Here is a 17,327-nt window from a genome sequence, read left to right on the forward strand (position 1 = left end):
AAGATGGATACATTAGAAAAGGGGCTTTGACCTGAGCACCTGAACTTGTTGTTTGCCACGTGAACAAACTTCTGCCAGAGGTTGACGATATAATCGCGATCCTCTTCGTTTTCCGGATTGCGTCCTTCCTGTTTCAGATACCACGCAAGGTTGACTATAAGATCCCCGGGGGCCACCGCACCGGCAAACTCTTGACTTAGGTCCATCACGACTTCGGTCACTTGAGCCATGAAGCTGTCCGACCTTTTTGGCGGTAGACTTCGTAGTTGTCCATATGGCCGTCCTTCAACCATCAAGTTCACCGTGGAAAAGGCAAAGCAGTATGGAATCTGAATCCCTTGCCCAGAGCTATCGTGGAAATACAACTCACCCCGCCATATTGCCGATATTAGCTGATTGGCTCGATGAAGGCCGAAGCGTTTCTTACTGTACCGCCACAGCAGATAGTACCCTTCCAACTTCAAGATGCCTTTGGTGACCTCGGCCTGATAGTTGTTAGCGGAAAGTTCCTCATTGGAGTTGGCGTTCTGATCAACACTGGCATCGGCTAACCGCTTAGTGAAGTAATCATGAGACATCTGCCCTACGTCGACCTTGTTCGGGCTGATTCCTTCCAGTTCTAACAACTTTAGTCCAACGGGGTCTTTTGCAAACTTCTGATAGAGCGTATCGAACCCTGGTTCAAAAGTAAGGGATATCTTCAAGCCACCTTCTCCTTCCGTCGGTCCACAATGATTTGATTGGAACTGGCCGGGAATCCGCCAGTGTGTAATTCCTGACGGTATTCCCCGGCAATGATAACGTCACATAGGTCGATGATGTCGTCGGAAATCGAGAAGATGTTGTGGCCCGTATACAGCCATGTGCTCAACCCGATGGATTTTACTGACGCCAACAATACCTTCAACGCATCAGGCTGATCCATCGGCTCTCCGCCAACAAAGACCACTGCATCATAGAATCGTTGGTTGGCTCGGATTCGTTGAATAATCTCGTCGGTATCAGTCTCTTCCCCACCGTCAAAAGACTGCAGTTCAGGATTGTGGCAACCAAGACACCTCCGTCGGCATCCTTGAAAAAAGATGCTGAAGGCGATACCGTCGGCGTCTGATGTGTTCAGGTCGTTGAATCCAGCAATCCGAACTGTGGCCATCACGCCACCTCCGATACGCTATCAACAGTGACCTTCCATTTACGAAATCCCTGCCTGTCCACCCACACCCAGAACTCAAAGTCAATTACTTCATCAATGTTGTGCTCTTTAATGGTTGCTTGGATTTCGGCGATCTCTTTCCGATATGCCGCCATAGAAAACCGCTTGGTTCGCTTCGACTGTACGGCCAAGATACGTCTTCGGCTGATACCGAGCACATCCACCTTGGAATGAGAACCGGCTGATCGAACAACTAGGAACCCTCGGTCGGTCAACTCATGAACAATCTTTCGCTCAATCTCGTATCCACGCTGGTAATTCGTGCGCCCCATTACGCCGCCACCTGTACGTTCACATGATGGCATTGGGGCTTATACAGGCAGAAGAAGCATTTCTCCACCATGGCCCGAGGCAGTTCATTGGCGTAGCACATACCGGCCACGTCTGCGAACTTATCCAACAGTCGCTTGCGATCTTCATCCGTTACCTTCATATAAAAGGCTCGCATGTCTGGCTTCGCCCCCGCACCTTTGGTCCAACTGTCCTTGGCGAGTGATTCATAAACAATTAGGAATTCATCTAGGCCGAATAACAACGAGTAAGCCACGCACTGATCTTTGTGATCCGCTTGGGCATCCTTCATCTTGTACTCACCGATAACGCCAAGGGTGGTTGACTTAGTCTTAAACTCCAGCCCAATCTTGCTGCCATCCGGTTGATATTGAAGGACGCCGTCCATCATGCCGTACAGTTGAAAACGTTGGCCGTTGTATTCAAACTGTCTGACCTGCCGAATGTTCTTTTCCCATGCCGGTCGGTTGGTGGTTTTCGTCCGTACCACCGTAAACTTCGGTGCATCCAGATAGTTCTCGGCATACAGCAAATCTCGCTGCATCGCCCGGTGTACCGCTGAGCCGTTACGGGACCATCGCCGCTGATAAGGAAAACGGTCAACAAAAGAGGCTTCAACCTTTTTAGTTTTGAAATAAAGTTCCCGTTCACATTTATAGGCCGAGGAAGGCGAGAAGGTAATAACTCCTTTTTTGAACCCTAACTTGCTCGTATCGCTATTCAAACCATCCAACTCATCCATGAGAAGATACTTTTCGATCTCGCTATCATTCGGTTCCTCAATGGAATGAATCGCATCGAAGTGATTGAGGATAGCCTTGGTCAACTCTAGGCCGCGATCGTTGGCGTCCGATAAAACTTCCTGACGGAGTTCCTTAGCTCCCACTCGATTAACTAAGCTGCCGATGCGAACCACTCCTCTTTCTTTACTCCTTCTCCCCATCGTCGCATGATTTCGGTATCGACGACGAGAGGTACATCCAAAGAAGCCGCCGATGTCATGCACTCCTCAATTTCCTTCACATCACCATTAGTAACGCTATCATCCACCATCATCAACGCCTCGTCATGAACTGTTCCGCACAGGGACCAGCCTCTCGCTAAGCAATACTGTTGTAAATTCAGCATGGCTCGCTTCATGATATCGGCGGCCGTTCCTTGGATAACAGCGTTGACACTCTGCCGCCGAGCCGATTCGACGTCGCCTTTGACGTCATAGAATCTCCGTTTGAGATCGCGAGGGATATCGTTATTTCGCCATACGTTCAGGGGCAGTTCATCCACTCCGAGAATCTCACAGATTTGTTTTGCCAAGGAATCATATACCTTCGCTTTCTGGCGATGACCGGGAAATCTTCGTTTGCGCCCGTACAGGGTTTCCACGTACTCATTTTCCTTAACAAACTCATGCGTATTTTTAATGAAGGAATGGACTTGTGGGTAGGTTCTAAAGAAGTCACCGATAAACTGCTGAGCCTCTTCCACGGTAATCTCAAGCTGATTCGATAGCGTGTGCATACTCGTCCCGTACATTACTGCCAACAGCCCGACTTTCATCATCTTCCGATACTTCGACCCATCACCGCACTCCTCGATGGGCTTCTTGAATACCCGGCTCGCCAACGTGGAATACAGATCCTGACCGTTCAAATATGGTTCTTGAAGATGTTTATCGCCGCTGATATGAGCCAATACCCGAGGCTCGATTTGCGAGAAGTCACTGCCGATCAGCAGTTTGCCGGATGGAGCGATAATCAGCTTCCTCGCCTTGGTCGGCAGGTTTTGTAGATTGGGTTCGTTACTGGAAAACCGGCCAGTCACTGTCGCTACCTGATTAAACGAACCATGAATCCGCCCATCGGACTTAATTCGTTCCGGCAACGCTTCAACATAGGTACTTAGGAGTTTTGTGAGTTCCCGGTACTTCAATAGGTGCTCAATACCGGGATGCTTGTCCTTTAAAGCTTTTAGCGTTTTCACATCGGTGGACCGAGCATTTACCTCAGGCAACTTCAATTCATCGTACAGCTTCCGGGACAACTGGATGGGCGAGTTGTAGTTGATGTCTCCGAAGTGATCCTTCAGTGAGTTCTCCAGTTGACGAATTTCACTTCGTAATTCTTCCCCGTATTGCCGAGCGTAGTTCCGGTCGATAAGGAACCCGCACTGTTCCATATCGACACAGACATCAATCAGAGGATTCTCTATTTCCAAATACAACTCTTCCAGCTTACCCAGTCGCTGAAGGTGCTGCCGTTGCCAATCGTAGATCTTCCATGTGAGATGTGTATCCTTGGCGGCATAGACTAAAGCGACATCTAATGGAATTTCATCGAAACAGGTCTTTCCAAAGAGGTCTTCAAATGTGTGACTGGTATCTTCAAATCCGAAATGTTTGCCGTATTTTGTGGCCAGATTCTTTAAGGCATAGGACGTCTCATTTTCATTCAGCAGAGCCATTGCCACCCGAGTGTCATGGGCCAACCCTCGCATTCGAACCCCATGGCGAATTAACATGTGCATATCGTACTTGGCGTTATGAAGCACTTTACCGATTTTAGGATCGGTTAACATTGGACCAAGTGCCTGCAAAACCACCGATCGTTTCAACTGTTTTCCGAACTTATGAGCCACCGGGATATAGACATGGTAGTCCGCTCGGGGCAGGGTCACGGACATGCCAACGATTACATCGTTGTACACGTCTAAACCCGTTGTTTCCGTATCGAATGATATAATAGGTTCGCTTTGCAGAGCGACGACCAACTTTTCCAACTGAGATTCCGTTTGTATCAGCCGGTAATTATTCGGAGTCTGTGCGACCATCTCTCTGAGGTTCTTTTCTTTTCGCTGTTCTTGCAAGTCGCGCCACAACCGCATGGCATGGGCCTTAGTAAACTTCTTAAGGCTTTCTACGCCAACGCCGATTTCACCGGCATCAATGGCCGACTTGACCGTCTGGAGCCGTTTTCTATCCAATTCCCCCATCTTTGATAATAAAATGGCCGCCTGTAGTTTGCCGGATGGTCGCGTCCAACCGGTATGCCAAACTTCCTCCCAGGTTGGTTCCCGCATTGCCTGTTCTTTTTTCAATTGGGCTTCCCGGACTCGTTCGGTTGACTGGTGAGCTTCCATCGTGAGTCCGGTAATTCGAAGTTCGACGAATATCACCCCTTCTTTGCCTGGGTTAAGGAAGGCGGAGAGCCGCCTCTATCAAAAAATGTTTTCGGGATTAGAGCTTTCGTCAATGGGCATTACACCTTCATCCACGAGTTCACCCGCAAAAGTTCGCTCCACCGGGAAGCCTGCTTTTTGAAGTTCCTCTATCTGTTGCTGTCGGCTCCGTGGCTGTAGCACCGTTTCGTAGAAATCTTCTTCCACCGTGGTTCCATCAAACCGGTTAAACTTCTCGCGGTCATCGGGTTTCAGTTTAATAATGGGGTTCAAAGAATATGTCGTATCCGTCTTAGTCCCGGTTCGTTTGAATACGAAGGCCAACTCGTGGAGATCCTCGGTGTATTGCTCAATGGTGTTAATGAGTCCCTGTGTTTGCCCTCTGCTACCGTCAAAGACTCGAACGATTCCTTCGTCGATATCTGCAAAGGCGAACAGGTACCGCTTCTTTGCCCGGAGTCCTTGGTACTCCTCTATACCCGCACTTGCCGCATCACAATGGGCACACTTTTGTCCCGCCGGGTGAATACAGGGTTGCGTGTATATCTCATGCTGGAAGGAACCGTGTGCTCGGTATTCCACATAATCCTCTGGAGTCAGTAACCGAACCCGAACAGATTCTCCATCTTTTAAGCGGATATAAACCTTTTTGAAGTCAATGTTTGAGTTCTTCTTATTCACCGATTCTTTGGCATCCTTGCCTTTCGCTGTAATCACACCCATGAATTACGTCCCCCTTAGTAATTGAGTTTTATTATCGTTATGGTTATAATCGAAACAGAACTTCTTTTTAGGCCGACAGTTCTTTGATACTTAGGCTGCATTGTCTAGGTACTCTTTGAATTTTTGTTTGGCCCTTTGCACCCCCTTTCGCGGCCGGTCACCGTATTCGTCATCACCGAATACGATGGCAGCGATTTCTTTGTTGGTGCATCCGAAGTGAATAAGTTTAATGATTTTACCTTGCTGCTCGTTGGTTCTTGCAAAACCATCGAGCAGTTCTTTTATATACAGGGTTTCTTCTAAATCTTTTTCTATGGTCGAGACCTCGTCGATTCGAATATTGCTGGCCGAGAATTCAACTTCTTCATTTCCATCATTCACTAAGTGGATTAATGGTTTAACCGGGAACCGTTTTTGGGCACGATAATGGCGACACAAGGCGATAAATTTTTGCTTCATCCGACGCATACACCGCTGAATAAACGTGGTATCTCCTTTGAAGTCCAGCGCAACCTCCCAAACGGTCTCTCGAAACATAGTGTAGATATCGTCATGGTGAATGTACTCACTTTCTCTTTTGTGAGCCTCATAATGTAGTACTGGGTCCATGATACGAAGAAGCTCTTCTAACGAATGCCCGTCTCCTGTTCGTGCAAACTCCAGTGCGTATCCGTCAAGCTTATCTCGATCTCTCAACGTTCGCTTCCCCTTTCCGTCTTCCTGACGTATGTGTTTACTTTTTTTAATCTATATCCTCTTAATCTGTATAGTTTAACCGAGGACGTGTTTAATGTTCGCACGAATCGACATATAAAGCTAGATGTAGATTTTTGGGAACTATCAACTCCCAGCTTTGTTGTACCCTTTTTTGGGGACCCTAACATCTAAGGAGATCACAATATGGCGAAACGTTTAACAGGTCGAGAAAAAGCCGAACAAATGCTTCGAATTGCCGATACCGGCGAATACTTACGGGATCTGCGTCTAAAAAAAGGGATTACACTTGCCCAACTGAGTGATAATGTGGGAGTCTCTATCAATTTTCTCTCTGAGCTAGAACGCGGTTTAAAGCCACCGAGTGATAAATTAATTGAAGCTTTATCCAAGTTTTATCAAGTGGAGAGCAGTGAGATATACAATCGGTTGGGTAAAATCCCAGAAAGCGCCACCGATGAGTTAGAGAAAAATCCGCAGTTAAACAAAATGCTCTCTGAAATCAACCAAAATAAGAAGCTTACACCCAAGAAAAAACTCGAACTTTACCAAGAAATGTATGATGTTTACCTGCAATTTGTAGAAGAAATGGAAGCTGAAAAAAGAAGGCGAGGAAAGTAGGAATGAAACCACCCCGATTTAGAATTACTCCTTTTGAGCATTTGATCGGTGATATTGCGTTATTTTTTTCCGGTGCAGTCTGGTCGTTGCTATTCGGTGCATGGTTTTTTCTTAGGGTTCGCCTTTCTCGGGGTATTGAGAACTTCATTATGCAGGTTCATGAATATGAGGGTAAAAAAGTCATTCTTACCAATCCAGCAAGTATCGGTGAAGTTTTTGATCTGATCGCCCGTTTCTTTACCATGAAAATCCACCCGACTGAAGAAACATTAAAAAGTCCAAAACGCGTAACTCTCATCATGACCATCCTATTTACCTTTACGATCCTGATGAATATCTTTGGTGTAATCACCTCTTATAACGAGTGGTTACAGCTTAAAAGCCAGAAACGACGCCGTCGGCGGTGGTAGACTCCCACACATCTACAAATCGAAGTGAATGAGAAGCCTCCCGTAATTTATCTGGGATCAGTTCATTGATATCTTTCGCACAAGTCGGTATTTCCATGGTTTTTAGGGAAAGATAGCCTCCAAGACATTTAATGATACTTTCTGATAGTCGCTTACCCGGTAGAACATTATCCGAAGCGATGATTAACTCTGTAATGGGCGATTGGATAATCAAATCTCTTTGCCGGGAAGATAAGTGAGCGCCTCCTAACGCAATCGCACCAAAACCCGACTGCCATAGCGTGATCGCATCAATCTCGCTTTCAACGATAAATACTTGTTCCTTTTTGAGGCGGACAACGTAATTCAGGCCATAAATGTGGTCGCGAATCGGTTGTCCGCCTTCGTAATACCAGAAGATTTTGTCTCGGACACTTCGAAACTTGATATTGACCAGATTTCCCGCACGGTCAAACCAAGGAAACGTAATTGCCTTTCGTTTTCGGTCGTATCCAATTTGGAAGGCTCTCTGCATGTTTTCAGATATACCACGAACTTCTTCCATGTACGGATGTCGGTATTGAAAAGGGATGAGTATATCAGAATCTAACGGTGTCCGGCTTTCTGCCTCCAAAGTAAGCAGGCGTATTTTTAATTGAAGAGAATCTGCATCGGCCGTTTGGACTCCGTAGTGACCAATTAGATAATCAACGGTTTCCTCGTAGGTCTCATTTCGCAACCAAGAAAGCAGCCGTGGAAAATTGCCTTTCTTCCATTCTGAGTCATCGCTGCCGGAATCGATCCATACTCCTGTGTCCAGACGGATGGCAAAGGACGGGTGACGTTCGGGTCGAAAGGGTGAGCAGGCGAGAAACTTGTGTTCAGTCCAACGAGGGCGGTTCCAGTCATATTGCCGGAGCTCAGATGCAATATCGACGTCGATATCCTGATTATGAAGTGCGATCATGCGACGTCCTGAATCACCGTTTCCATAATGGCGACCGCTTCGGGTAGATAACCTGCTTGTTCCACTAAAGAAATTTTATTGACCTTTTTCCCTTTTTGGACTTGGTATGCTTCCAACACATCAAATCCTGTGGTCTTAGCTAACTTCGCATAGACTCGACCATAACAGACAGTTGGCTTTCCGGTCCAAGAGGCCAGTTGGTGAATGTATTTTCGAAGGTTATGATTGGGCATTTTATCCCGCAGTTCATGGATACGACTTTCCAAATGAATGATATTTGCATACGGTTTATTGGCAGGTTTCACTGTTTCGGGATGAGCCGGTTCTAACGTCTTGATTAATTGATGGACTGTGGTCATTACGTTGTTTGTAGTAGCCATTGTTTTGCTAACCATATCGTTTGTAGCATTCATGCTCGTTGTAACAATGCTGGTCATTGTCTCCATCGCCCGGGTTACGGTATCCACAAGTTTTTCCATCTTATCGTTTGTAACTTCGGATTCGTTGATGGCATATCGACCTGTTTTTCGGATGCTAGGGATGACCTCGTGAGTGACCCAACGCTTAAAGTCTTTGGCCTGGGGTTTACGGCTTCCCATAATTAACGAGTAGAGTCCAAACTCATTTACCGTCCACATTTTTTGAGGACCACCGGGGGTATCAATTAATTTTAAACCCTTTTCATCATCCGCTAGACGGGTTAACGCCATCGACGGGTTTCCAAGTTCCAATGCAGTGCATACATCTTTTGCGACCCACCAAGGTTCGTCATCCATAAGAATTGCCCGTATGATATTTCCTTCATAATTAAATATCTGTTGTAATTGAGCGTTCATAATATTTTCTTCCTCCGTTTTTTTTGTTGGGAATTCAGTATCGCATCAACCATCGTCTCATCCCCCCTTTACCAGACCGTATTTTCGCGCCAGCCTAAATATCAGGTCTTGCCCTTTAGGGGTTACAAAGGTTCGGGACGAATTGAGGCTGACACCGTTTTTCCAGAAGGTTTTTGTCTTCACGGTAAAACATCCGGCTTTAATGAAATGCTGATAAGGAATGTTGTATCCGTCCTGGGACTTGAACATAAGCTTCCAATCTCTCATTAAGCTGAACAAAGTATTTGGTCCCAGTTCCATCGACTTCGCGACCTCATTCACGGGCAAAACATTTACTGCGGACATAAACGTCTGATAGGCGTTCACCTTTGGGGCTTGCTCCTGAATCGTTTCTCGCAGCCGATGATTTTCTTCCACGCTATCGGCCAATTGCCGTAAGGCTTCTGCAAAGTTACTTGGAAGCTCATATTGTGGCTCACTCTGCTGTCGCTGTTCTTTCAACCGATAATACTCGTCCACCAGCATTTCATAAGCTTCCCAGGCTTGGTCGGTGTTTAGTGACTTGGCATGAAGCCAGGCTCCTTTTTCGGTCCAGAGGTACAGGATTGAAGTGTACTTGAGGGTATCGGAAATTTCCGGATAGCCTATTTTGAACGATTTCAATTCATCCCCCTGTAGGCAATAGAAGTGTTTTCCCTCGGTATAACGTTCTTGGTTGTACTTGTAATTGTCTGAGATGTGTTTGTTGTCCGTACCATATGCCTCTGCCAGTTGTGCCGTCATGAGCACCCGTTGCCCGTTCATCTCGATGACTTGTAACGATTTCATGTTGTGAATTCCTCCTTGTTTTTTTGTAGGACTGTTTTGTCCTTACATCTTCTTAGTGCGTATTTTCGATCGCATTTGTGACACAAATTATCCTGACAATACATTCCATTCAAAACAAATCAGTCACATCGGTCTCTCGGATAAGGCCCACATTAAAATCGCAGACCAATTCAATGACCTTTCCCACGTTCGGTTCCCTGGCTTTTTCGATGCTGATTTTGCCGATACCATCACCGGCATCGAACGTCAGCGCAGTCGCCGCGTCTTGAATGACGGCCACTGTTTCGGAGTAATCGGTCAGCTTCGGCGGCTTAACCACTCGGCAGCCGTCTTCATCCGATTTTCGCTTTTCTTTTTCTGCGGCCCCCGGTGTTTGATGCACAACCAGTCCAGCTACCTCATACCGTCCAAACAATTGGCGCAGTCTTCGTGAGGTGTAGGACATGGAATCCCGCATCTTTCCTTTGCCATGATTCATTAAATTAAAGCCATCAATAATGACCATTTTTACATTCGGACTCATCTGTAAATCGGCTTCTATGGCTTCAACGGATAGTCCGTCGGGTAAGTCTTCCATGGTTTTGATCACATAGGGAGCCAGGGACATCTCCGGCGAGAATGCTTCCAGATAGGCAAAATACTGCGATTCATTCGCCAGCAATCCTCGGCGTAATTTGACGTTATCGAACTTCCCCATCAACGTATCCAACCGTAGAGCCTGTTGACGCTTGGATAGTTCCGGTGAATAGTGCAGAACCCCAAACTGGTTCTCCCATGCCGACAGCCCAATATGCGAGGCCAGCCATGACTTCCCCCGGTTCGTAAACGCCATGAGTAGAATATAGTCACCAATCTCGAATCCACCACCTAATGCTTCGGTCAGTGACGGGTACGGCGTTGGTATATATGAGCGGGATCGGCTTTCCTTTGCTTGTTCATACCACGATTTTCGTTCTTCCCCGTTTACTGCATAATTGGTGCCTACATCAAAGCGAACCAAAGTGGTGGCTTCAATCCGTAACGTCTCCTCTTTTAACCACTGGATAAACTTGTCCCCGGAAAGCTCACTAAACTTCTTGGCCGCTTGATGTTGGAGCAATTCAAAGGCTCGCCGCTTGGCTGATTGGGCTTTGAGACGGGTGGAAAGGTATTTGATAGAATCCTGCACGTCTGGGATGTATTCGAACTGCTCGAATTGACCCACGACCGTTCGATAATCCGGGGATTGTTTGTTTTCCCGTACATACTCTCGGATAAACAGATAGACTTCGCCCAGCGTTGGAAAATCGGTTACGTCAATATTGAAGCGGTTTAGCACCGGAAAAGCGTGTTCATCAATTACCTTGGAAAGAAGCTGCGCCTCCAGCATTTAGTCCATCCTCTCTCGTGGATTGCAAAAGCATAGGGTTAGGCCACCCCCTTTCTTCTTTGAAGGATTTGCCGAATAAACTCTACACCTTTGGGAGACACCATTGTTCGCCCTTTGGTCATCCATTGGCCATTCGCGAAGAAGGTGTACTCTTTCACCATGAAATGACCGCTCTCGATGTACCTTTGAAGGGGTAGATTCTTGTCCGTCCCACTCTTGATTAAAATCCCTTCCTCCCGAAGTGCCTCATAAGTGCCATTACGACCTTCATCCATCGACTTGGCCACTTCTGACATGGTTTGCCATCCATGGGATTCGATAAAGGTATCAAAGGCTTTTACTTTTGGTGCATTCGCTTCAACCTTAGCAACAAGCTCTAGTCTCATTTTTTCTGTCTGAACAAGAGCGTCCAAGGCTTCAACATAGTTTTGGGGGATGATTCGACCTTCGAATGTGGGCCGTGGTGCCTGCTCTTTTAAACGGTAATATTCATCAACCAGCTTCTCATAAGCGTCCCAAGCACGGTCCGTATTCAGGCTTTTCGCATGAAGCCATGCCCCTTTTTCGGTCCAGAGGTACAGTCGATTCAAGTTTCTGGCGACATTACAATTTGTAAGGTTGCCCTTAAACTCTTTCAGTTCGGCCCCGTCTAAGAAAAAGAAGTGTTTATCGGGAGTGAAACGCTGTTTGTTTCGATGAAAATTAACCGTTAACGTGTTTGTGTCTGCTTCAAACACTTCTGCAAGCTGCGCCGTGGTCAGCACCCGTTGGCCTTGTTGTTCAATTACCTGAAAAGATAAGTTCGTCATTGATATCGTCCTCCTAATTATTTTTGAATGAGTGGAGTTGGCTTACCGGGACATAAACTACGAAGCCAGTTTTCTATGCTTCAGAATATTCCGGATGAACTCTACCCCGGTGGGCGAAACCAGAGTCCGGCTACGGGTCATTAATTGTCCATCTTTCCAGAAGGTATATTCTTTGACCGAAAAGTACCCACGTTCGATGTACTTTTGCAGAGGTAGATTTTTGTCCATGCCGCTTTTGATGAGAATTCCGTCTTCACGCAGGATCTGATAGATGCGATTACGACCGTCATTCAGCGACTTGGCAACTTCTGCGACGGTCTGCCAAGCATGGGATTCGATGAAGTTATTGAACGCCTCCACTTTGGGCGCATCCGTCTCTATTTGATCGGTGAGGGTATTGATTTTTTCCGTCAAGCGACCATTCTCTTCAAGTGCTTCGGCATACTTATGCAATGCTTCCGGGAGCGTTTTGGGGATGAGGTCATAGAAAATTGAGTATGACCCGGTTTGCCGGATGGTCGGCAGCACCTCATGGGTAACCCACCGTTTGAACGCTTTGGCCTCGGGTTTACGGCTTGCAAATATCAAATTATAAAGTCCGGCTTCATTAACGATATTGGTTTCGCCTTGACGACCTAAGTTGAACTTAGCCCGTTCATCCTCGTCTAAACGTTGAATTACTACCGTGGGATTCTGAAGTTCTAAAATGAAACACACATCTTTCGCCACAAACCATGGCTCTCCGTCGATCATCACTGTCCGCACCCGAGCACCTTCATAGTTGAATACTTTCTGCATGTTCATCATTGATTTACATCCTCCTAAAATTTTTGTGTTCAATCTTTGTTCAGTGGCTACCATGTCATCAACGCATCTGTTTTGTGCGCTGATCCTCACCTTCGAAAGAGATTGGAATCGCCATCCCTTCAATTCGGCTGGCAATCCTCGGGTCCAATAACTTCCCCAAACGCTCCAACGGTTCATTGGACGTAAAAATCGTCGCCTTCCGTTCGGCACACCGTTCATCAATGACCTCATAGAACTCATTTTTGTATGCCTCTGTCGCTTCACGTACGCCCACGTCGTCGAGGACGAGCAGCTCTGCTTGTGACATATCGGACTTGCATTGGTAAAAAGCGACAGAGGCCTTTTCTTGCATCTCACGGGGTCCACGGAATTGGGCGTTGTACTGGTTCTGAAACTTAGAAGCGTTTACGAATAACGCCGGTAGCTGGATGATGGGTTTTATTTGCTTCACGTGCTGTATGATTCGAGCAACCAGATACTCATGAAGGATAGCTACCGATGCCGTGGTCTTGCCTGTGCCGGTTCCTTTGGGATTGATGGCGTTGGGTACGGAATACAAATACATTCCGACCCCGTCGCCCACCTGATGGAGTACGTTCCGACAGTACGTGGTTACCATCCGAAACGCTTCTGGATTGTCTGACTGGAACGGCAACGTATGAGCCGTTACTTGACGATAGGCCACAGGAATGCCTGTGTGCCCCCACAAGCCGCCGGTACCGCTTTCCCCGTGTAGTTTTAGGTAGGCATAGCAGTGGCCATGGCACAGGGCAACGTCGCCAGCCTTTTTGCATTGGGTAGAAAGCAGACATTCGATCGCACTCACTCCTTCCCACTTCCCCGTTCCAGTCGCGCCATAATGGCCTCAACGCTATAGCCACCATGTCGCTTCACCTGCGTAAAGTCCGTCTGCTGTTGTTCCTCTCCAACGGCCAGAGCTTCATTCGATAGCCACGTAGCGAGCTGGCCGATGGATGGCCGAGGATAGGCATCTTTTTTCCAACGGGTATCGTACTCAGCAAATACGGTGTCAATGATCATACGGATCTGAACAGGCTCATAAACGGCCACCAGCTTGTTCTTCACCAGTCCCACATCACGTTTCCAATTCGGGTTATAGTTCACGGTGTATCTCTGACGATATTTCTCACAGAAGTATTCAATAATGTTCTTTGGATGGGTTAGGTCCGTTGGGTTTATATCTGTATTCCCAACGGTCCCTGAGCCTAGCTCTATATTGTTTATTGTCTTGTTATAGTGGTTCTGGTTTAACTGGTTCTTGTTAATGGGTAAACAGTTACCCATAGGTACGTCCTCGGTTTTACCCATAGGTGGCTCGATTTTACCCATGGCTTTCTCTGTTTTACCCATAGGTGGGGTTTCACCGTTACCCCCTTGTGGTAAAACATTACCCATAGCGGAATCGATGTTGCTATCAAAGATCGCGACTTGGGACAATGGCAACACGGTGTAGATGGAGTACGCATTGGGGGACACCCTGGGATTTCTACGTTTTTCCCGGAGTACAAGCGGCCTACCTTGATATCGATACTCCAGTAATGAACGAATGTGCTTAGATACCGTTTTTCGCGTCATGCCCAATCGTTCCGCTAGCTGTTCCTGCGTTGGGTAACATTCGCCTTTGTTATTCATAAAGGAAGCGATGGCCAGTAACGTTAGCGTACGCTCTGTCCCTAATTCCGCCACGAGACCGCTGGAAAACAGGCTGACATACAATTTCAAATAGATTTGGTTGTTCCATGTTTGTTCAAGCACATTGAATGACTGATTGACCTCAACGGTAAACATCTGATTGCCCACCTTCGAGTCTCCTTTCTGGTTATAAACGAGAAACGGCCCCACCGGCTGCGGTGAACAGCCAGTGGGTGGAGGAAGCTATTCAATTTTTCTGTGTAGCGTCTTACTCACATCGAACAATCCGTTGGCCGATAGTCCGACGATGATGCCGTTGAGTACACCAACCTGAACGGTGTCCGCCGGGATGTAGGCCACCCCGGCCACTAATCCAAGGACCAGCGTAATCAGTGGGATGTACTTGCTGTCGATATACAGCTTGGCGAACTGACCGATGGCGATGAGCACTGCCACCACAACTGCGGGTTCGAACATGTCCAATCACCTCCCCCTTCGCAACCCTTACATCTCTTAGTGAGAAAAACGGAGGTCAAATGTGACACAAAAAGAGCCGGAAGTTTTTTCCGACTCTTACGAAGCGATCAATTTGAGGCGATCCAGAATGGCAACAAGCCGATAGAACGTGGTATCCCCAGTGGGATCCGTCAGAATCTCTTTATCGATTAATTTTTTAACGCTATCCCTCGCCCAATCTGGAACCGTTGCAAGTTTTTCTGCAAGTTCGCGATCTTTTTGCCGCTTTGCGATCGAGGCGATAAAGGAGTCCCAACGCGGCAGGATGAGGTGCGGACAGTCTTTACCGGTCCAGCGTTTATGAGGCACTACGTTCGTGAGCGGGATGTTGAACTGCTTCATGAGGTCGATAATGAGGTCAATCGCGTTCGCTTCTGCTCGTCCAAGGTTCCCGTCGCTGTTCTCGCAAATCTCTACGCCGATACTGGTCCGGTTGCCAGGGCCGTTCGCCCCGTCGCCAGCATGCCAAGCGTTCTCGTTCGTCGGGATGTGCTGGACGATTTGGTGATCATCCACAGAGAAGTGCCAACTGGTTGTCCCGGCACCGGGAGATTTGATAAAGGCAGCATGACCGGCTGCATCTGCACCCGGAGCACTGTTGCCCGTGTTGTGTACAGTGATGAACGTGGGGGTCATGGGATAGCCGGGACGATTTTTTGCGCCTTGAGGTACGATGTCCTGAATGATCTTTGCCATGATTAGTTGCCCCTTTCTCGAATTTCGGATTTGATAATTTGCACGTCGTCACTGAGCCGTTCATACTGCTTCGCAAGAATCTCGAACTGCTTGGAGATGTCTCGGAGAAAGTCGGTCAATTTATCCTCCCTTCCCCGAGCTTCGGTTTGCAGGCGACGACTTTCTTGCAATTGATATAGATACAAGGATACAAAGAGCGTCGCCCATAACCCTTGGGAAAGGGCTTCCGCCAACAGTCCGTCCATGACTCACCCCCTTTCTCACGTTTTTCGGGAATAAAAAAAGACGCGGTTTGCGTCTTAGGCATTGGATTTCATTAGCAACTCAATCATTAAGTCTAGCTTTTCGTTTACGCTGTCCAAGGAAGGTTTTTCGCCCTTGTTTTTTTTCGCAGTATAGTCTGCAATTTTTGCAGTGATCCGTTCAGAGGCTGACTGCTTCTGGGATTTCGGTATCACCAAGGTGGGTTTACCCATGTTTACTGCACCTCCACACAAAACACTCCCGGTTCATGGGTTACTTCATCGGCAACCGCTCGCACCAAAAACGTTCCTGCCGAATTACTCATAAAATCAAACTCCGCTTTTCCTCCCACCGCTTCAAGGGCGATTACAACAGGATCACCTTCCTCATGTGCAACACTCACGGTTATTTTTTGACTCCGATCCGGAATGGGTGTGTCCTGCCAGTCTCGAAGCTCTACGTGAAGGGAAAGGGTTTCGCCGATTCCCATAGAACTTTTGCCCCCGGTAACGACAAGTTTTAGGGCTGCACATTTGAAGCATTTGCATATAACTTCGTCACCGTCTTTATGCAGTTCGTAAACCGAGCCGTTCTCGATGATAATTTCTGTATTCATTCGTGTCCCCTTCTCTTAGCGGATATAGTAAACACCCCATCGGGTATTTACCGGCCCGTTTCCACTGCTTGAAGTATTAAACGTCAACCGGCACCGTTGTTCCACGTAAAACGGCGATGGGAAAGTAAAAATCGCATTGGAGGAAAAGGTTTCATAATTATAGCTTGTCGTTCCGGTATATTTAAACAGATAAGGGTCCGGCAACACAAAGGCGAAGGATTTATGGTTCCCGCCATTCACCGCAACGTCCCTCCATACATACATGCCACCACTCCCCCCGAAGGAACTTCCGTAGACACCGTTAAACCAATAGGTCCCATCCGTCTCTAAGGTATATCGAACATAGCTACTGGAACCGAACTCAATATATCCCCCAATAATCAGCAATGGGCCGGTGATGTTAAATAAGTCGGTATCCGGCGTACTCGATGCTGCATTGTTATAATTCTGCCCGTACACGGCGTAGGTTTTTTTCCCTGCTGCCCAAGGGTTCCGGGCCAGGGCTGCGTTTATCGTACTAAAATTCGCGTTGGACGTGTCTTTCATATCCCCTAACTTGGCATGAACACTGCCCGTCGCACTGGATGCATCGCTTCGTAAGCCCACCTGCCGCCGTAGGAACGATAACAGGGTTTCGTTCAATCCGAAAATGGTTATAACCCCCCTCTCTTCAAATACTCGCCGTTCCATGTATAGGTCAGTACGTCCCGAATCCCGCCCTGCGTTGTTCCGGCGGGTGGTAAGTATCGGTACATCTTGCTGATCATTTCGCCGCTGTATTCAATGGTGGTATAACCGCTTCCATACATGCCATGCCTCAGTTCACCGTTTTCACCGGAAAAAATCTTAAAATGAATGGCGT

Annotated in this window: 24 protein-coding genes; 2 read left to right on the plus strand and 22 right to left on the minus strand. The window is 47.3% G+C overall.

Features of this window, described 5'->3' with window-relative positions:
- The 7 genes from nrdD to H1S01_RS18425 all read right to left on the minus strand — a co-directional run.
- On the minus strand, positions 1-704 hold a 704-nt coding region (gene nrdD / locus H1S01_RS18395; protein WP_279287039.1), incomplete at its 3' end, for an anaerobic ribonucleoside-triphosphate reductase.
- Positions 701-1,153: a 4Fe-4S single cluster domain-containing protein gene (locus H1S01_RS18400; protein WP_188041852.1), complete on the minus strand. Its 453-nt coding sequence runs from the start codon at positions 1,151-1,153 to the stop codon at positions 701-703. The genes H1S01_RS18400 and nrdD, both read right to left, overlap by 4 nt.
- Positions 1,153-1,485, minus strand: coding sequence for a PDDEXK family nuclease (locus tag H1S01_RS18405; RefSeq protein ID WP_188041853.1), 333 nt, complete (start codon positions 1,483-1,485; stop codon positions 1,153-1,155). Before H1S01_RS18405 ends, H1S01_RS18400 begins: the two co-directional genes overlap by 1 nt.
- Positions 1,485-2,420, minus strand: a complete 936-nt coding sequence (locus H1S01_RS18410; RefSeq protein ID WP_188041854.1) for a hypothetical protein — start codon at positions 2,418-2,420, stop codon at positions 1,485-1,487. Before H1S01_RS18410 ends, H1S01_RS18405 begins: the two co-directional genes overlap by 1 nt.
- Positions 2,399-4,675: a DNA polymerase gene (locus tag H1S01_RS18415; RefSeq protein ID WP_341479141.1), complete on the minus strand. Its 2,277-nt coding sequence runs from the start codon at positions 4,673-4,675 to the stop codon at positions 2,399-2,401. Before H1S01_RS18415 ends, H1S01_RS18410 begins: the two co-directional genes overlap by 22 nt.
- Positions 4,676-4,717: 42 nt before the next feature.
- Entirely contained in the window at positions 4,718-5,401 is a 684-nt protein-coding gene (locus tag H1S01_RS18420) for a hypothetical protein (protein ID WP_188041855.1), read from the minus strand.
- 90 nt (positions 5,402-5,491) lie between these two features.
- Positions 5,492-6,097: a hypothetical protein gene (locus tag H1S01_RS18425; RefSeq protein ID WP_188041856.1), complete on the minus strand. Its 606-nt coding sequence runs from the start codon at positions 6,095-6,097 to the stop codon at positions 5,492-5,494.
- Between the two features lie 204 nt (positions 6,098-6,301).
- On the opposite strand from H1S01_RS18425, the gene H1S01_RS18430 reads away from it, so the two are divergent.
- Positions 6,302-6,736, plus strand: coding sequence for a helix-turn-helix domain-containing protein (locus tag H1S01_RS18430; RefSeq protein WP_188041857.1), 435 nt, complete (start codon positions 6,302-6,304; stop codon positions 6,734-6,736).
- Between the two features lie 2 nt (positions 6,737-6,738).
- Positions 6,739-7,146 carry a hypothetical protein gene (locus tag H1S01_RS18435; RefSeq protein WP_188041858.1) on the plus strand — a complete coding sequence of 136 codons (408 nt, stop codon included), beginning with the start codon at positions 6,739-6,741 and terminating at the stop codon, positions 7,144-7,146.
- Here H1S01_RS18435 and H1S01_RS18440 read toward each other — a convergent pair.
- The 15 genes from H1S01_RS18440 to H1S01_RS18510 all read right to left on the minus strand — a co-directional run.
- Positions 7,112-8,092 carry a toprim domain-containing protein gene (locus H1S01_RS18440; RefSeq protein ID WP_188041860.1) on the minus strand — a complete coding sequence of 327 codons (981 nt, stop codon included), beginning with the start codon at positions 8,090-8,092 and terminating at the stop codon, positions 7,112-7,114. The genes H1S01_RS18435 and H1S01_RS18440 overlap by 35 nt on opposite strands.
- On the minus strand, positions 8,089-8,928 hold the full coding sequence (locus H1S01_RS18445) for a BRO-N domain-containing protein (RefSeq protein ID WP_188041861.1): 840 nt from the start codon (positions 8,926-8,928) through the stop codon (positions 8,089-8,091). Before H1S01_RS18445 ends, H1S01_RS18440 begins: the two co-directional genes overlap by 4 nt.
- A gap of 57 nt (positions 8,929-8,985) precedes the next feature.
- Positions 8,986-9,756, minus strand: coding sequence for a phage antirepressor KilAC domain-containing protein (locus H1S01_RS18450; protein ID WP_188041863.1), 771 nt, complete (start codon positions 9,754-9,756; stop codon positions 8,986-8,988).
- Positions 9,757-9,865: 109 nt separating this feature from the next.
- Positions 9,866-11,125: a DnaB-like helicase C-terminal domain-containing protein gene (locus H1S01_RS18455; protein ID WP_188041865.1), complete on the minus strand. Its 1,260-nt coding sequence runs from the start codon at positions 11,123-11,125 to the stop codon at positions 9,866-9,868.
- A gap of 38 nt (positions 11,126-11,163) precedes the next feature.
- Positions 11,164-11,934 (minus strand): phage antirepressor KilAC domain-containing protein, encoded by a 771-nt coding sequence (locus H1S01_RS18460; RefSeq protein ID WP_188041866.1) that lies wholly within the window; start codon positions 11,932-11,934, stop codon positions 11,164-11,166.
- A gap of 57 nt (positions 11,935-11,991) precedes the next feature.
- Positions 11,992-12,741, minus strand: a complete 750-nt coding sequence (locus H1S01_RS18465) for a BRO family protein (RefSeq protein WP_188041867.1) — start codon at positions 12,739-12,741, stop codon at positions 11,992-11,994.
- Between the two features lie 58 nt (positions 12,742-12,799).
- On the minus strand, positions 12,800-13,567 hold the full coding sequence (locus H1S01_RS18470) for an ATP-binding protein (RefSeq protein ID WP_341479142.1): 768 nt from the start codon (positions 13,565-13,567) through the stop codon (positions 12,800-12,802).
- Positions 13,564-14,562, minus strand: coding sequence for a helix-turn-helix domain-containing protein (locus H1S01_RS18475; RefSeq protein WP_188041868.1), 999 nt, complete (start codon positions 14,560-14,562; stop codon positions 13,564-13,566). The genes H1S01_RS18470 and H1S01_RS18475 overlap by 4 nt, the downstream gene beginning before the upstream one ends.
- A gap of 75 nt (positions 14,563-14,637) precedes the next feature.
- Positions 14,638-14,871 (minus strand): phage holin family protein, encoded by a 234-nt coding sequence (locus H1S01_RS18480; RefSeq protein WP_188041870.1) that lies wholly within the window; start codon positions 14,869-14,871, stop codon positions 14,638-14,640.
- Positions 14,872-14,967: 96 nt separating this feature from the next.
- Positions 14,968-15,606, minus strand: coding sequence for a peptidoglycan recognition protein family protein (locus H1S01_RS18485; RefSeq protein WP_188041871.1), 639 nt, complete (start codon positions 15,604-15,606; stop codon positions 14,968-14,970).
- 2 nt (positions 15,607-15,608) lie between these two features.
- Positions 15,609-15,851 carry a BhlA/UviB family holin-like peptide gene (locus H1S01_RS18490; RefSeq protein WP_155477106.1) on the minus strand — a complete coding sequence of 81 codons (243 nt, stop codon included), beginning with the start codon at positions 15,849-15,851 and terminating at the stop codon, positions 15,609-15,611.
- A gap of 54 nt (positions 15,852-15,905) precedes the next feature.
- Entirely contained in the window at positions 15,906-16,082 is a 177-nt protein-coding gene (locus tag H1S01_RS18495; protein WP_188041873.1) for a hypothetical protein, read from the minus strand.
- 2 nt (positions 16,083-16,084) lie between these two features.
- On the minus strand, positions 16,085-16,465 hold the full coding sequence (locus H1S01_RS18500) for a hypothetical protein (RefSeq protein ID WP_188041874.1): 381 nt from the start codon (positions 16,463-16,465) through the stop codon (positions 16,085-16,087).
- A gap of 15 nt (positions 16,466-16,480) precedes the next feature.
- Complete coding sequence (locus H1S01_RS18505; protein ID WP_188041876.1) at positions 16,481-17,155, minus strand: hypothetical protein; 675 nt, start codon at positions 17,153-17,155, stop codon at positions 16,481-16,483.
- The coding region (locus H1S01_RS18510; protein WP_188041877.1) for a hypothetical protein at positions 17,119-17,327 on the minus strand (209 nt) is incomplete at its 5' end. The genes H1S01_RS18510 and H1S01_RS18505, both read right to left, overlap by 37 nt.

Origin of the sequence: Heliobacterium chlorum (assembly GCF_014502795.1) — a bacterium.
Taxonomy (GTDB): domain Bacteria; phylum Bacillota; class Desulfitobacteriia; order Heliobacteriales; family Heliobacteriaceae; genus Heliobacterium; species Heliobacterium chlorum.

What these genes read in the sequence shown, in the direction of transcription:
- H1S01_RS18450 (WP_188041863.1), bottom strand. Translation starts at nt 9,756, where the DNA reads ATGAAATCGTTACAAGTCATCGAGATGAACGGGCAACGGGTGCTCATG.
- H1S01_RS18405 (WP_188041853.1), bottom strand. Translation starts at nt 1,485, where the DNA reads ATGGGGCGCACGAATTACCAGCGTGGATACGAGATTGAGCGAAAGATT.
- H1S01_RS18495 (WP_188041873.1), bottom strand. Translation starts at nt 16,082, where the DNA reads ATGGGTAAACCCACCTTGGTGATACCGAAATCCCAGAAGCAGTCAGCC.
- H1S01_RS18505 (WP_188041876.1), bottom strand. Translation starts at nt 17,155, where the DNA reads ATGGAACGGCGAGTATTTGAAGAGAGGGGGGTTATAACCATTTTCGGA.
- H1S01_RS18485 (WP_188041871.1), bottom strand. Translation starts at nt 15,606, where the DNA reads ATGGCAAAGATCATTCAGGACATCGTACCTCAAGGCGCAAAAAATCGT.
- H1S01_RS18400 (WP_188041852.1), bottom strand. Translation starts at nt 1,153, where the DNA reads ATGGCCACAGTTCGGATTGCTGGATTCAACGACCTGAACACATCAGAC.
- H1S01_RS18435 (WP_188041858.1), top strand. Translation starts at nt 6,739, where the DNA reads ATGAAACCACCCCGATTTAGAATTACTCCTTTTGAGCATTTGATCGGT.
- H1S01_RS18455 (WP_188041865.1), bottom strand. Translation starts at nt 11,125, where the DNA reads ATGCTGGAGGCGCAGCTTCTTTCCAAGGTAATTGATGAACACGCTTTT.
- H1S01_RS18440 (WP_188041860.1), bottom strand. Translation starts at nt 8,092, where the DNA reads ATGATCGCACTTCATAATCAGGATATCGACGTCGATATTGCATCTGAG.
- H1S01_RS18430 (WP_188041857.1), top strand. Translation starts at nt 6,302, where the DNA reads ATGGCGAAACGTTTAACAGGTCGAGAAAAAGCCGAACAAATGCTTCGA.
- H1S01_RS18500 (WP_188041874.1), bottom strand. Translation starts at nt 16,465, where the DNA reads ATGAATACAGAAATTATCATCGAGAACGGCTCGGTTTACGAACTGCAT.
- H1S01_RS18465 (WP_188041867.1), bottom strand. Translation starts at nt 12,741, where the DNA reads ATGATGAACATGCAGAAAGTATTCAACTATGAAGGTGCTCGGGTGCGG.
- H1S01_RS18490 (WP_155477106.1), bottom strand. Translation starts at nt 15,851, where the DNA reads ATGGACGGACTGTTGGCGGAAGCCCTTTCCCAAGGGTTATGGGCGACG.
- H1S01_RS18460 (WP_188041866.1), bottom strand. Translation starts at nt 11,934, where the DNA reads ATGACGAACTTATCTTTTCAGGTAATTGAACAACAAGGCCAACGGGTG.
- H1S01_RS18420 (WP_188041855.1), bottom strand. Translation starts at nt 5,401, where the DNA reads ATGGGTGTGATTACAGCGAAAGGCAAGGATGCCAAAGAATCGGTGAAT.
- H1S01_RS18480 (WP_188041870.1), bottom strand. Translation starts at nt 14,871, where the DNA reads ATGTTCGAACCCGCAGTTGTGGTGGCAGTGCTCATCGCCATCGGTCAG.
- H1S01_RS18445 (WP_188041861.1), bottom strand. Translation starts at nt 8,928, where the DNA reads ATGAACGCTCAATTACAACAGATATTTAATTATGAAGGAAATATCATA.